Genomic DNA, 14,812 nt, shown 5'->3' on the forward strand with positions numbered 1-14,812 from the left:
ACAAGAAAGAGCCACGAGCGGGACTCGAACCCGCGACCCACGCATTACGAATGCGTTGCTCTACCAACTGAGCCATCATGGCTTTTTGCCCGAAAGCAGATGCAAAGGTAATGAATATTTTTTGAAATAAGAAATTATTGCCTAAACTTTTCTCGTGGTTAACTCTTATTAACTAAAGTTCGTTAGATACTTTGCCGGGGTCATAATAAAAGAGGGACTATCGCCAGTGGATAGTCCCTCTTCAGATTATACTTTCTTGAATGTCAATTCTTCTTTTTTCGAATTTTTGCCTACCGAGATGGTGTCGCCTGGCTTCATTGTGCCATCGAGTAACATCTCGCAAACGGAATCTTCGATGTAGGTCTGGATGGCGCGGCGGAGTGGGCGGGCACCAAACTGTACATCGTATCCCTTCTTGGCTACCATCTCCTTTGCCTTTTCGGTAATCTGGAAATGGAATCCCAGTTCTTCTATTCTCTTGACCAGTCCTTCCAGGTCGAGGTCGATGATGCGCTTGATGGCATTGAGATCCAGCTGGTCGAAGGTGATGATGTCATCGAGGCGGTTCAGAAACTCTGGAGCAAACTGCTTGCTCAGACTCTTCTGGACGATGCTGCGGGCATACTCCTTGTCTTTCTCATCCATCGCCAATCCGCCTTTTATACCTGCAGAAGTAAAGCCGACGCCTCTGCCGAAATCTTTCAGCTGGCGGGTTCCTGCATTAGAGGTCATGATGATGATGGTGTTGCGGAAATCGATGAGTCGGCCGTTGCCATCGGTGAGTCTGCCTTCGTCGAGTACCTGTAAGAGCAGGTTGAATACCTTGCTGTTGGCTTTCTCTATTTCGTCGAGCAATACGATGCTGTATGGTTTGCGGCGTACCTTTTCGGTCAGCTGTCCACCTTCGTTATAGCCTACGTATCCTGGAGGTGCACCTACCAGACGTGAGGTGTTGAAACTCTCGGAGAATTCGCTCATGTCTATTCTGATGAGTGAATCTTTCGAACCAAACATTTCCTCGGCAAGTTTCTGGGCAAGATAGGTCTTACCTACACCCGTAGGACCCAGGAACATGAATACGCCAATAGGATGGTTAGGGTCGCGCAAGCCTACACGGTTCCTCAGAATGGTCTTTACCATCTTGTTGATGGCATTATCCTGAGCAATCACCTTGTGCTTCAGGTTGTGTTCCAGATCTTTCAGACGTTTGCTTTCACCCTCTGCCATGCGTTGAGCCGGTACGCCGGTCATCATGCTGATAACGTTGGCAATGTCTTCGGCTGTCACCTCAACATATTCGCCAATCTCTCCCTGCTGCCATTGCGCCTTCATGTCCTCAATCTCTTTCTCGATCTTGGTCTGGGCATCTCTGCATGAGGCAGCCATCTCGAAGTTCTGATTTGCTACAGCCTGCTGCTTCTTGCTGATTATCTTTTTCAGTTCTTTTTCCAGCTTGATATATGGAGCAGGAACACTTGCATTATTAATATGTACGCGCGAGCCGGCTTCATCTATCACGTCGATAGCCTTGTCTGGGAAGTGGCGGTCGGTGATATAGCGCTCTGTCAGTTTGACACATGCCTCGAGAGCCTCGTCTGTATATCTCACACAGTGATGCTTCTCGTAATGTTGCTTGATATTGTGCAGTATCAGCAGGGTCTCTTCGCGTGTAGTAGGTTCAACGAGAACCTTCTGGAAACGGCGCTCCAAGGCTCCGTCCTTCTCAATGCTCTTGCGATACTCATCGAGCGTGGTGGCACCGATACACTGGATGATACCTCTTGCCAGGGCTGGTTTCAGAATGTTGGCAGCATCCATGCTTCCTTCGCCGGAACCGGCGCCTATCATGGTGTGAATCTCATCTATGAAGATGATGATCTCCGGATGGTTCTCCAGTTCCTTGATGACATTCTTGATGCGCTCTTCAAACTGTCCGCGGAATTTGGTTCCTGCAACGATGGCAGTCAGGTCGAGACTTACCAGACGCTTGTTGAAGAACATAGGCGATGTTTCCTGGTTGTTGATGAGCTGTGCCAGTCCTTCTACGATGGCACTCTTTCCTACGCCCGGTTCACCTATTAATACTGGGTTGTTCTTCTTTCTGCGACCCAGAATCTCGAGCACGCGCTGAATCTCCTTCTCTCTGCCCACGACAGGATCCAATTTTCCTTCGGCTGCAGCCTTGGTCAGGTCGAAACTGAATTTGTCGATGGTAGGGGTGCTGCTCTTTTTGCGCGGAGTTCCATTTGGACGGGTAGACAGTCTCATCGGGTTCTGGTCCTTTTCCATATCGAATGGCTCTTCGTCAGTTTCCATCATGTCGTTCTGCTCGTTGTAGTCATCTTCTGCTTCTATTCCACCTGCCATCTCCAGATTCTCTGCTTCCTCTTGCCTGTCAGCATCAGGGATTTCTGAATCTGGTGTTTGGGGTTCCATTTTGAAATCCTTCGGCTCTTCTGTCTTCTGCTCTTCATCCTTGTCAGTAGGATAGAGCATTTCGATGGCACGGTCGTAGCTTAAACCCAGTTGACTCAGCCAGTTGGCTACAGGGTTCTTGTCATTTCTCAAGATGGCAAGCAGCAGATGTCTTGGCTCTACAATCTTGGAGTGCTCGTAGTTGTTTGCCTCGCGGATAGAGTCTCTGATAATGCTGTCTGTTATCTGGCTGAATGGGATGTGGGTGTTCTCCTTCACGTTATCGGCAGGAGTTTCTTCCACACGCTTTTCCAGTTTGCTGTTAAGGACTCCGCTGAAAGCCATCGGACTGATGTCTGCGCCCTTCAGGAGCTTGTTGACATCGCTGTCGTTCTGGCTGATCAGACTCAGCATCAGATGCTCCACGCTGATTTCTCTTCCCATGGTGCGTGCTGCTTCTTTGCTACTTCTTTTCAGTATGTCCTGTATATGTGAAAACGGATTTATCATATTTGCTTATATTTTTAAATATTTCAGTGCAAAAGTACACATTATTTTCAATAATAGCAAATGATATGCCAACTTTTTTGCATTGTTAAAATACAAATAATGCTAAAATAATGCGATTTTTCGCCTCTAAAGCGTTTTGGTATCATTTTTTTTTGTATCTTTGTCGGGAAATTCAAAAGGGTAAAACGGCTTAGAACGCAAGGAAATGCCCTTAAACGCGATTTCCGGATGGAAAACAGGCGTTTTGAAAGTAATGAATAAACAATAATACATTAATATAAGAAATGGACGAAAATCAGACAATGGATCATGATAGAATCATGAAGATCAACATTGAGGAGGAGATGAAGTCGAGCTACATCGATTATTCGATGTCAGTTATCGTGGCTCGTGCCCTCCCTGATGTACGCGATGGTTTCAAGCCTGTGCACCGCCGTATTCTTTACGGTATGCTCGGTATTGGAAACACCAGTGACAAACCTTATAAGAAATGTGCGCGTGTTGTTGGTGAGGTGCTCGGTAAGTATCACCCTCACGGCGACTCTTCTGTTTACGGCGCTCTGGTGCGTATGGGACAGGAGTGGAACATGCGTTATACCTTGATTGACGGACAGGGTAACTTCGGTTCTGTTGACGGTGACTCTCCTGCTGCCATGCGTTATACAGAGTGCCGCCTCTCCAAGATGGGTGAGCATATCATGGATGACCTTGACAAGGAAACGGTTGATATGACCAACAACTTCGATGATACCCTGCAGGAACCTACCGTGATGCCTACCAAGATTCCTAATCTTCTGGTAAATGGTGGTAACGGTATTGCAGTAGGTATGGCTACCAATATGCCTACCCACAACCTGGGTGAGGTAATTGACGGTTGCTGTGCATATATCGATAATCCTGACATCGACACCGATGGATTGATGCAGTATATTCCTGCTCCTGACTTCCCAACCGGTGCTACCATCTATGGTATCCAGGGAGTGAAGGATGCATACGAAACGGGTCGAGGCAGAATCGTGGTTCGTGCCACTGCCGAGATTGAAAGTAGTGAAAACCATGATAAGATTGTTATCACCGAGATACCTTATGGCGTTAACAAGGAGCAGCTCGTGATGGCTATTGCTGACCTTGCCAAGGAAGGCCGAGTAGATGGCATCGCTAACGTAAACGATGAGTCTGGCCGTCAGGGTATGCGTATCGTTGTTGATGTGAAGCGTGATGCCAATGCTAATGTTCTTTTGAACAAACTCTTTAAGCTGACAGCTCTTCAGAGTTCATTCTCAGTGAATTGCATCGCTCTTGTTAATGGCCGTCCACGTCTTTTGAGCTTGAAGGAGTGTGTGAAGTATTTCGTAGAGCATCGTCATGATGTTACGATCCGCCGCACCCAGTTCGAACTGAAGAAGGCTCAGGAGCGTGCTCATATTCTCGAGGGCTTGATCATTGCCTGCGACAACATCGACGAGGTGGTACATATTATCAGAGCCAGCAAGACTCCTTCTGATGCTCAGCGCAACTTGGAGAAGCGCTTCGAACTCGATGAACTTCAGAGTAAGGCCATTGTGGATATGCGCCTCAGCCAGTTGACAGGCTTGCGTCTGGAGCAGTTGCACAATGAATTCAACGAGTTGATGAAGACTATCGACTACTTGAACCAGATTCTGAACGATCCTGAGCTCTGCAAGAAGGTAATGAAGGATGAACTTAACGAGGTGAAGGAGAAGTATGGTGACGCACGTCGTACCATGATTAAGCCAGATGACCATGAGTTCAATCCAGAAGACTTCTATCCAAACGACCCAGTGGTTATCACCGTGAGTCATCTCGGATATATCAAGCGCACCCCATTGTCAGAGTTCCGTGAGCAGGCTCGTGGTGGAGTAGGTTCTAAGGGTGCCCGTACCCGTGATAAGGACTTCACCGAGTATATCTATCCTGCTACCATGCACCAGACCATGCTGTTCTTCACAAAGAAGGGCCGCTGCTACTGGTTGAAGTGTTATGAGATTCCAGAGGGTGACCGCAACTCCAAGGGTCGTGCTATCCAGAACCTCCTCAACATCGAGAGCGATGACCAGGTGAATGCATTCCTCCGCCTCAGAGGCTTGAACGACGCTGAGTTCATCAACAACCATTATGTAGTCTTCGCTACCAAGAATGGTACGGTGAAGAAGACCTGTCTGGAGGCATATTCCCGTCCACGTGCCAACGGTGTGATTGCTATCAACATCGTAGAGGGCGATGAGGTGGTAGATGTTCGTCTGACAAATGGTCATAACGAGCTGATTATTGCCAACCGCAATGGTCGTGCTGTCCGTTTCGACGAGAACGAGATTCGTACAATGGGCCGTACATCTACCGGTGTTCGTGGTATGCGCCTCGATGAGGGTGATGATGCCGTAGTAGGTATGATTGTTGTCAACGATCCTGAGAAGGAAACCGTGATGGTAGTGAGCGAGCAGGGTTATGGTAAGCGTTCTGACGTACTCGATTACCGCGTTACCAAGCGTGGCGGTAAGGGTGTGAAGACACTGAATATTACCGACAAGACCGGTCGACTGGTAGCTATCAAGAACGTAACCGATGATAACGACCTCATGATTATCAACCAGAGTGGTATCGTGATTCGTCTTGCCGTAGCCGATTGCCGTGTCATGGGCCGTGCTACCCAGGGTGTACGCCTCATCAACCTTGCCAAGAAGAATGATGTCATTGCCAGCGTATGCAAGGTGATGAGTTCTGAGCTCGAGGCTTCTGTAGAAGAGGAGAGCCGTTCTGCTTGGGCAAAGAAGAGCGAGGAGATAGAGAATGATACCGTTGGTGCCAAGACTGCCGAAGAGGCTGCCGAGGCTGAGGCTCATCTCGCTGACGAAGCATCTGAAGCTGAGGATACCGATTCGGGCAACGTAGATTTCGAATAAAAGAAAAGACGCGTAAAAATAAATAACAACAACTTTTAAACTCATTAAGAAAAATGAAAAAGTTTTTAGTAGCTGCAATGATGGTACTAGGTGCCACATCAGCATTCGCAGGCGACAGTGACGCTCTCAAGGCTGTCATGAAGGCTAAGTCTTATGCCGAGGCTGAGGCTTTGGTTAAGCAGAATTTGGGTCAGATGGCTAACGATGCAGAGAAGGCCAAGGCTTACAACAAGCTCGTTGATCTCGCTATGAAGCAGTTCAACGACCAGCAGAGCATCCAGCAGACCAATCAGATCATGAAGAAGAACGACCCGGTTGACGAGGTTGCTATGTCTGAGGGCGCTTACAATGCATTGATCAATGCTATTGAGTGCTACAAGTACGACCAGCTTCCTAACGCTAAGGGTAAGGTTGCTCCTAAGTTTAACAACAACGCTAGCCGTGTATGGGGTGCTCGTGTTCAGCTCGTTAATGCGGGTCAGACTGCAGCTCAGAACAGTAAGGCTGATGAGGTATTGAAGTATTGGGGTACATTCCTCGATACAGACAATGAGCCTCTCTTCGCTTCTATAGACCAGAAGCAGAAGGATAGCGAGAATGAGTATATCGGTCAGGTTGCTCTCTTTGCAGCCCGTTATGCATACCAGGCTAAGGATGTTGCCCGTTGCGAGAAGTATTGCGACATCGCCATGAAGAGTGAGAAGGAGGCTAAGGATGCCCTCAACCTCAAGCTCTATGTGATGAAGGACGGCTTGAAGACTCACGAGGATTCTCTTGCCTATGTTAACAAGCTCAAGGACATCTTTGCAAAGGACGAGACCAATGAGGTTGTTCTCGATGGTTTGAACTCTATGTACACTTCATTGAAGATGGAGAAGGAGCAGACTGAACTTTTGGACGCAGCTATTGCAAAGAACCCTAACAACTTCGTAGCTCTTGCCAACAAGGGTATGATGTATATCCAGAAGAACGATGCTGACAACGCTATCAAGTGTTTGAAGCAGGCTCTTGCTGCAAAGGAGGATAACGTAGTTGTTCTTACTTATCTGGGTGCTTGCTACAACAGCAAGGCTGGTAACTTGCAGGATCCTAACGGCCGCAAGGTTGTTTACCAGGAGGCTATCAAGGTTCTCGACAAGGCTAAGCAGCTCGATCCAGAGAAGGCTCAGGCTAACTGGGGTTACACCCGTTACCAGGCTTACTATGGCTACTATGGTCCTAACGCAGCAGAGACCAAGCAGGCTGAGGCTGAGAGCAAGTAAAGTTTAAGCTTCAAAAGTATTTGATTCTCATAGGGGGATGTCACCTAGCGTGGCATCCCTTTTTTTGTTTCTTTGAGATAGTGAATTGTTCTCAGTTTTACCAAAGTATTGATCGGAATATGACTATAGTTTTTTTGACAAATACCCAGCTGAGATTCCCGTATTTTCATCCTGCTTTTATTTTGCTGTGAATATTGAAAATATGACAGAAAATCACAATATCTTGATAAACAGGAAGTTATGTGATTGTTGGTAAACGGCTTTTGCACAGATTCTTTAGTTGTACGGCTAAATGACCTATAGTTGTACGACCATAACTCTACGGTTGTACGACTATAGGTGTTATAGTTGTACAACCATAGCTCTACAGTTGTACGACTATAGGGGTTATAGTCGTACAACTATAGATTTTTCTCTTATAGAAAAACAGGTAATATGGCAAATGAAGTGCTTAATAGCTCTATTTCTATCTCTAGATTGTATAGTAATCAATATCAAAAATCCGGTTATAAGTTTTTACAAAACAGATAGATAAAACCATCTGTGACTAATGTTGGTTTGCTGTAGGCGCCCATCAGCTGGTCTGCGCATGCACAACAGGTGTTGTGCGAGCGCATATCAGCTGTTATGCAAGCGCACAACAGCTGTTGTGCGGCCTACGGAACTTACTTCTCCAGGAACCTATACTATCTTTTCCGACAACTTCATCTGTCTTTTCCGACAACTTCTTCCGTATTCTGCGATTGTATCTTACGCATTATCCTTTGATATCATACGCTTGCGTGTATTTAATAATGCAATAATACTAATAATTCGCTGAAAATCAAAGGAAATACCAGCTTTTTTATAGATTTGCCAGAAAATATTTGGTATTTTGAAAACTTCTGTGTATTTTTGCATGAAATAAGTGATATTCGGTATTTAGAAAGCAAATTTTTAAAAAGGATTTTGTATGACAGCATTAAATATACAAGCAGCACAGAATGATATTATTCGTCAGGTGCTTAATACACAAGATATCCATCTTTTGGATAGGATAAGAAACCTCTTTGCAAATAAAGAGGCAAATGAGGCGTGTATGGTTCAAGAAGAGCCTTGTATGACTAAAGAAGAAATACTCTCGGGTTTCGACAATGCCCTCCATGAGCTGAAGTCCTATCGTGAAGGAAAGCTAGAGCTTAAACCATTGGAGGACGTGCTGAATGAGTTGTAAGATATTTACTTTCCCTTCTTTTGAAAAGGAAGCTAAACGATTGAATAAGCGCTATAAGTCGTTTAAATCTGATTTGAAGGAATTGATGAATGAGTTAAGTTCTTCCCCCTCTTTGGGTGCAGATTTAGGTGGCGGCTTGCGTAAGGTTCGTATGGCTATTAAATCGAAAGGAACTGGTAAAAGTGGCGGTGCCCGTATTATAACAGTTGTGTTAGCCGATATAAAGGATGGTCTCGGCTTGCTTTATATTTATGATAAATCGGAGCGGAGTACTATAAAGGGGAAAGAATTGACAGATTTGTTGAAGAAGAATGGCTTAGTTTGATATGCTATTGAAGAAAGGAGTAAATTATGAAGGAAAAGAAATTAAAAATATTCACTCTTCCTATTGAGGAGTTTGAAAAGAAATATCCTGTTAGCTATTCGATAGTAGTACCAGGAATTCCTGAGGGACATGTGGCAAAGGTAGTTTCTGTACGCCCTTGCTAAACTTTTATAATCTTTGTAGATATGCAAAAGATTAGTAAGAAGCATCCATGTAGAGTAAATACAATTCAAACAGATTGCGTTATAACTTTCTTTTAAAAGAGAGGGTGTTAGTATCCTTAGGTTAAATCTGGCATTTTCTCGATTTTGGGAGTTTGTTGAATTGAAGTATACAGAAAATGAAAATCGAATGGTGTGAAATCTTAATGGGTTTTACAGGCTTTTAATGGTATTTGTTTGATTGGACTATTTATAAATAAGATTTACGGTATGATTTTGCAAGGACAACAATCGTATTTCTCATAGAATTTTATTACTTTTGCATCAAAATTAAAACATTTGATTCGATATGACAAATCTCAACAGACTAAAAGTTGTGCTTGTGGAATGTGGCAAGACTGGCAAATGGCTTGCAGGACAGTTGGGTAAATCAAATTGTACTGTTAGTAAATGGTGTAGTAATAGTATTCAGCCAGACTTGGTTACTTTGAACAAAATCGCAAAAATATTAGATGTTGACGTAAGAAGTTTGCTCAACAATACAAAAGAAGAGGATTGAACCTCTAATTTGTAATAGGGCTACTGCTAATTGTTTCACTTTATCTTAAAGAATAATGTCAAATTATACATTTACACAGCTATTTCGTAAGGGGCAGGAGTCTCTCAACCAATGGCAGCCTCAGGCGAAAAGAACTTCTGAGGCAGCTTTTGATGTAATTGACTTTTTCTGTTGCGGTGGTGGAATGTCTTTAGGATTTGCCTCTTTGCAGGAGTACTTCCGAATCATAGGTGGTGTGGATATCAATAGTACTTCATTAAAGACGTATGAGTTGAATTATGGAACTCCTGTGATGAACGCTGACATTACAACCATATCACCAAATTCAAATGTGGTTCAACAAACCTTCAAGATAAATAAAAAACGTCCTTTAGTAGTAATTGGATGCGCTCCATGTCAAGGCTTTTCCGCTCATCGCAAAAAGGATAGCGATAAGCCAGAAGACAAAAGAAACACTTTAATTGGTTACTTCTCTGACATTGCTGTAAATCTTAATCCTGATTTTGTGGTTATGGAGAATGTGCCAGAAATTCTTACTGGCAAATATAAGATGCACTACGAGGAAGCTAAAAACGTGTTCATCCAGAACGGCTATTATGTGGTCCAACGGGTTTACAATGCTGCAGGATTTGGTGTTCCTCAAGCAAGAATTAGAGCTATAATTGTAGCTTCAAAATATAAGAATTTTGTACTGCCTGACGAAATGCTATCCGTAGAGGAATACAAGACAGTACGTGATGCTATTGCCGATTTACCACATGTGGATGCAAGACACCAAATTCCAATGGTTGATAGGTACCATCGTTGCTCGACCCATAAACAAAGTACAATTGATGTAATAGCACAAGTACCCCATGATGGTGGAAGTCGCCCCAAAGGGGTTGGTCCAAAATGTTTGGACAAAGTAAATGGCTTTAGCGATGTTTACGGACGATTAAGATGGGATAAACCCTCTATAACTATCACACAATATGCCAGAAATCCGGCAAGTGGTAGATACTCCCATCCTGAACAGAACAGAGGATTGACCATACGTGAAGTCGCTCGCTTGCAAAGTTTTCCTGATGGTTATCTTTGGAATGGTAGTTTGGGAGACGCCTTTAAGCAAATCGGAGAAGCCGTTCCCCCTCTACTAGCATTAGCAATTGCCACACAAATAGCATTAACAATTAAAACGCAAGAAAACAATGAATAAAAAATATAAATGCATAGATTGCTTCTGCGGGGCAGGTGGATTGTGCCTTGGTCTAATTCAGGCAGGCTTTGATATTCTCTATAGTTTTGATATTGAGGCAAAAGCGATAGCTACCATAAAAGCGAACCCTGAGTATTTTAAAAATCATAAAGCAGAAACGCGTGATATTTATGACGTAGAAACAGCAGAGCTGTTGAAATCGCTAAACCTCAAATCTGGCGAACTTGATTTGTTAGCCGGCGGTCCTCCGTGCCAAGGCTTTTCTGTCCAAAGAATCGGAGCAGACCTTGACGAACGTAATCATCTTGTTGAGGAGTATATCAGCAAGGTTATTGCTATTCGGCCAAAGATGTTCATACTCGAGAATGTTCCTGGTATAGAAGGTAAAAGAGGTAAAAATATTCTGCATAGTGCCCTGGAAAAGGTTGAGAAAAGTGGATATTTCATTCATGAAAAGATACTCGATGCACAAGATTATGGCGTCCCTCAGCGCAGGAAAAGGGTTGTAATAGTTGGTGAGAGGAAGGATCATAAAATTCCACTCTTTGAATATCCAAAGCCACAAGAACATAAAATCACGGTAAGAGAAGCAATTGCATATCTTCCAGAACCGCCTGAAGATGGAAGCGATCATCCGCACATTTCCTTGCATCGTAGAGATAGGTTGTCTGCAAAAAATATTGCGCGATTGCAGGCACTTAAACCTGGGCAAGGTCGCGATTTTCTTCCTCCTGAACTACTTGCAGATTGTCATAAGGTAAGTTCTAAATTAATTGGGCATAGAAATGTATATGGTAGAATGCCGTGGGATGATGTTGCTCCTACTATAACTGCACGCTTTGATAGTTTCACACGTGGGATGTTTGGGCATCCTGAACAGAACCGAAGTATTTCACTACGCGAGGGGGCTATACTGCAAACGTTCCCCGCAGATTTTGTTTTTGTGGGAAATAAAGTTGAAGTAGCACGCCAAATAGGCAACGCTGTTCCAGTAGCTATGGCTATGGCAGTAGGATTACAAATAAAAAAATGTCTTGACAAATGGAACAATTGAATAAAATACTAGCAGAATATGTAAAGCGACTTGGCAATGACTACGAAACAGCTATTGCCACAGGTAATGCTACACCGGAGCTTTCGTTTCGTCCAGCATTAGATGATTTTCTCGTGCAGATGTCTGGATTCATAGATCGTAAGATTGATAGAATCTTTGAGCCTCGTCAGCAAGGAAAATATGGTCGTCCTGATTGGTTGTTCTGCAATAAGGACACAATGGGAATCTATGGTTATGTAGAAGCAAAGAGCTTCAATCCAAATGTTGTTCTTAATCCTGTCGATTATGAAAGACAGGTAAAGCGTTATCTGTATTTGGGCAATCCGGTGATTCTTACAGATGGGATCGACTTCATTGTGTATTATCCCAATAAGACATCATCTCTTATATCTGTCTGTAAAAAGCCTATCAATTGGAATGCGCCAGAATTAAATTCGGACATATTCCCTATGTTCAAGAATTTTTTCAAAAAGGAAGGGTTCAGAACTATTAGTGAGAAACAACTTGTTGCCGAATTGTCTAAACGTGCTAAGCACCTTTGTGAGGATTTAGAAGGAATCCTCGACATTAATGAAGATGAGGCAGAAAATGAAACTGAAAGAAAAACAATCATTTCGTTGAAGCATTTGTGGGATGTAGCCGCTAAGAGTCATGACAAGTCGCTTGCCGATAATCATACATTTGCAGGATTTGTTGCACAAATACTTGCATTTGGCTTACTTTATGCCCATCGTTATGTAAACGAAAAGGACATCACACCAGCCGATAAGTACCAAAAGTTACAGGTCTTTTGGAATTCACCTTCATTTAAGACACAAGCTTTACGTCTACAACCTTTCAAAACCCTTGTAAATGCACTTGCAGATGAACTTAATTCCCCATTCAGTAAAATAGGTATTTGGTATGACAATACTAGACGCATGCTTTCTTGCATTCGCTTGTCGGAGCATCAGATTACCACTCCTAATTTTCATGAACTCTATGAGTCATTTCTTGCTGCTTACGATGGCAAGACAAGAAATGACTTTGGGGCATGGTATACCCCTATGCCATTGGCAGAGTACGCAGCAAAGTTTGTTGATGCAATCCTGCCGTCTGTATTGCCAGGAGAAAATGTACGTGATAAAGCCATCAAGGTTGTTGATCCTTGCTGTGGTACTGGCACATTTATCGAAGCTGTTCTCAACAAGATGCCCCTTCTTGAAGGCTCTAAGATTATTGGATTTGAGATTTTACCTGTTCCATATGCTTTAGCCAACTATCGTATTTCAATGTTAGACGTTACCGACAATACTGATATTGTAGTTGTTCTTACAAATACGTTGAGTGATTCTACTTTCAAACAAACACATATAGAAGGAAGAGCAAGCGATGTCGTTTCCACCTTTTTTTTGAATGAACAACGAAAAGCCAAGAAACTCTCAGAACCACCGTTGACTATCATAATTGGTAATCCACCTTGTTCTGATTCTGTTGACATCAACAACGAGGGAAAGATTATTGCAAAACTTATGAACGATTTCCGTCCGAAAGTTCGTAAGGGGCGTTCAAACAAACAGAAGCAATTGGCAAACGAAATGACTAAGTTTCTGCGTTGGTGTCTGTTTAAGGCAGAGAAGAGTCGTCCTTCCATCTTCGCACTTGTTCTTCCATCCACGTTTGCGCAGAACGAATCATTTGTAAACGCCCGAAAGTATTTGGTAGAACATGTTAGCGAAATGTGGGTATTAGATTTTGATGTTGATAATCGAGCAGGTCATAATGCAGAAAACCTATTCAATACGCTTCAAGGAAGATTGTTGCTTGTTGGTACGCTTAGAGAACTGGATTTATCAATTCCTCATATTCACTACAAATGTATTTATCCACTCAGCAAACGTGAAAAGATTGAATTCTTTAATGCAAATGTCGATTTGGCTGATTGGGAAGATGTTAAAATAGGCAAGAGATACCTTTTCAAGCCTACATTAGATGTTAATGAAGAGTTGTATTCTAAGTTCTGGCATTTGAAGTCAGAATATGAACCTGCCATCTTTGATCGTGATTGCTCTGGATTAAAACTTGCACCTACACATCTGCTTGTGCATTTTTCTAAGGGTACATTGAAAAGACGTAGCCGTTTCATTGCTGACGAAAACAATACATACGAGCAAATTAAGGATTGTTGGTACAAAGGTCAAATGAAACCACCTGCACAGAAGAAACTTACGCATGAGGTTAAAAAAGCCCTTGCGAATAGTGATATGAGGATTGTTGATTATTCCTTTCGACCGTTCCTTACTGCAAGTTTAATATTAGATAATTCTTTAATGGATGCTTTGAGGAATACGCCAGGAGGGGGGATGCGTGAACGTCCGGAGGTACAAGCCGCCTACAGCGATGAGGGAGTTTTTGGTTTCGCAGTTGCTCCAGCACCTGCAGATATAAGTCCTGTAATCAAGAAATTCTCATCTTTCTGTTGGTATATTCCTGATAATGATCTCGCCACACGCGGGAATGCTCACATCTTCTGCAATCGTTTCCCAGAGTACAAAGCTGGAGGAAAAGAATGGGAAGGTAAAGCCGTTACTAATATTAATAAGAATTTGCTTCAACGGCTTGTTGCAATATTTGGGGAATCTGTTAACCAGTTGACAGATGAGATTGTTTACTATTCCTATGCATCTTTGAATTCCAACTTCTATATGAAGGCATTTGAAGGTAAGTTGCATACGGTTGCTGGGGAATGGGCATCTATTCCAATAACTTCTGACAAATCATTGTTTGAATCAATGGCGAAAGTAGGAAAGAATATGGCAAATATAGAACGCAAGGAATACAAAGCTAAGGAATCTACATTGATAACTGTATTAGAAAATGTTTCATCTAACAATTATCAGGAGTTTAAACTGTCTGATTATCAGATATCAGAAGGAAAAATCATCCTTCTTGACGAACATGAATCTGCAATTGTTTCCGTCGGTGTTTCTGACACCATCTTGCGATTTGAAGCCTCAGGTTACAACATCATAGAACAATGGCTTAAGTATCATCGTTATGCCTATTATCGTAAAGTATGCTCGAACGAAGATATTCATGATCTCTTCAATTTAATTGGAAGAATAGCAGAATATCAGACAGAAGCAGCAATAAGTGATGGTATCATGAAAAAGATTCTCAAAGGAGAATTAATAAAGCCAATTAAATAGCAGTACAAC

10 protein-coding genes and 1 tRNA gene are annotated in these 14,812 nt (G+C 42.9%); 9 read left to right on the plus strand and 2 right to left on the minus strand.

Annotated features, from left to right (window positions below; translation table 11 throughout):
• Nucleotides 1-9 precede the first annotated feature (9 nt).
• Nucleotides 10-82, minus strand: a tRNA-Thr gene (locus tag NQ544_RS03410).
• Between the two features lie 164 nt (nt 83-246).
• Nucleotides 247-2,925: an ATP-dependent Clp protease ATP-binding subunit gene (locus tag NQ544_RS03415; RefSeq protein WP_006846795.1), complete on the minus strand. Its 2,679-nt coding sequence runs from the start codon at nt 2,923-2,925 to the stop codon at nt 247-249.
• A gap of 284 nt (nt 2,926-3,209) precedes the next feature.
• Between NQ544_RS03415 and gyrA the strand changes: the two genes are divergently transcribed.
• From gyrA to NQ544_RS03460, 9 genes are all read left to right on the plus strand, one after another.
• A complete protein-coding gene (gene gyrA / locus NQ544_RS03420; RefSeq protein WP_006846794.1) occupies nt 3,210-5,846 on the plus strand; it encodes a DNA gyrase subunit A in 2,637 nt (878 codons plus the stop codon).
• Nucleotides 5,847-5,899: 53 nt separating this feature from the next.
• Nucleotides 5,900-7,108 (plus strand): hypothetical protein, encoded by a 1,209-nt coding sequence (locus NQ544_RS03425; protein ID WP_006846793.1) that lies wholly within the window; start codon nt 5,900-5,902, stop codon nt 7,106-7,108.
• 952 nt (nt 7,109-8,060) lie between these two features.
• Nucleotides 8,061-8,321, plus strand: a complete 261-nt coding sequence (locus NQ544_RS03430; RefSeq protein ID WP_006846791.1) for a hypothetical protein — start codon at nt 8,061-8,063, stop codon at nt 8,319-8,321.
• Nucleotides 8,311-8,646 (plus strand): type II toxin-antitoxin system RelE/ParE family toxin, encoded by a 336-nt coding sequence (locus NQ544_RS03435; RefSeq protein WP_006846790.1) that lies wholly within the window; start codon nt 8,311-8,313, stop codon nt 8,644-8,646. The genes NQ544_RS03430 and NQ544_RS03435 overlap by 11 nt, the downstream gene beginning before the upstream one ends.
• Nucleotides 8,647-8,672: 26 nt before the next feature.
• The gene (locus NQ544_RS03440; RefSeq protein WP_006846789.1) at nt 8,673-8,810 is read left to right on the plus strand and encodes a hypothetical protein; all 138 of its coding nucleotides are present in this window, start codon (nt 8,673-8,675) and stop codon (nt 8,808-8,810) included.
• Nucleotides 8,811-9,156: 346 nt separating this feature from the next.
• Nucleotides 9,157-9,366 (plus strand): helix-turn-helix domain-containing protein, encoded by a 210-nt coding sequence (locus NQ544_RS03445; RefSeq protein WP_006846788.1) that lies wholly within the window; start codon nt 9,157-9,159, stop codon nt 9,364-9,366.
• A gap of 55 nt (nt 9,367-9,421) precedes the next feature.
• Entirely contained in the window at nt 9,422-10,561 is a 1,140-nt protein-coding gene (locus NQ544_RS03450) for a DNA cytosine methyltransferase (protein ID WP_006846787.1), read from the plus strand.
• Nucleotides 10,554-11,615 (plus strand): DNA cytosine methyltransferase, encoded by a 1,062-nt coding sequence (locus NQ544_RS03455; protein WP_006846786.1) that lies wholly within the window; start codon nt 10,554-10,556, stop codon nt 11,613-11,615. Before NQ544_RS03450 ends, NQ544_RS03455 begins: the two co-directional genes overlap by 8 nt.
• Nucleotides 11,603-14,803 (plus strand): type ISP restriction/modification enzyme, encoded by a 3,201-nt coding sequence (locus NQ544_RS03460; protein WP_006846785.1) that lies wholly within the window; start codon nt 11,603-11,605, stop codon nt 14,801-14,803. Before NQ544_RS03455 ends, NQ544_RS03460 begins: the two co-directional genes overlap by 13 nt.
• The last annotated feature ends 9 nt before the right edge of the window (nt 14,804-14,812 follow it).

Source organism: Segatella copri DSM 18205, assembly GCF_025151535.1.
Taxonomy (GTDB): Bacteria; Bacteroidota; Bacteroidia; order Bacteroidales; family Bacteroidaceae; genus Prevotella; species Prevotella copri.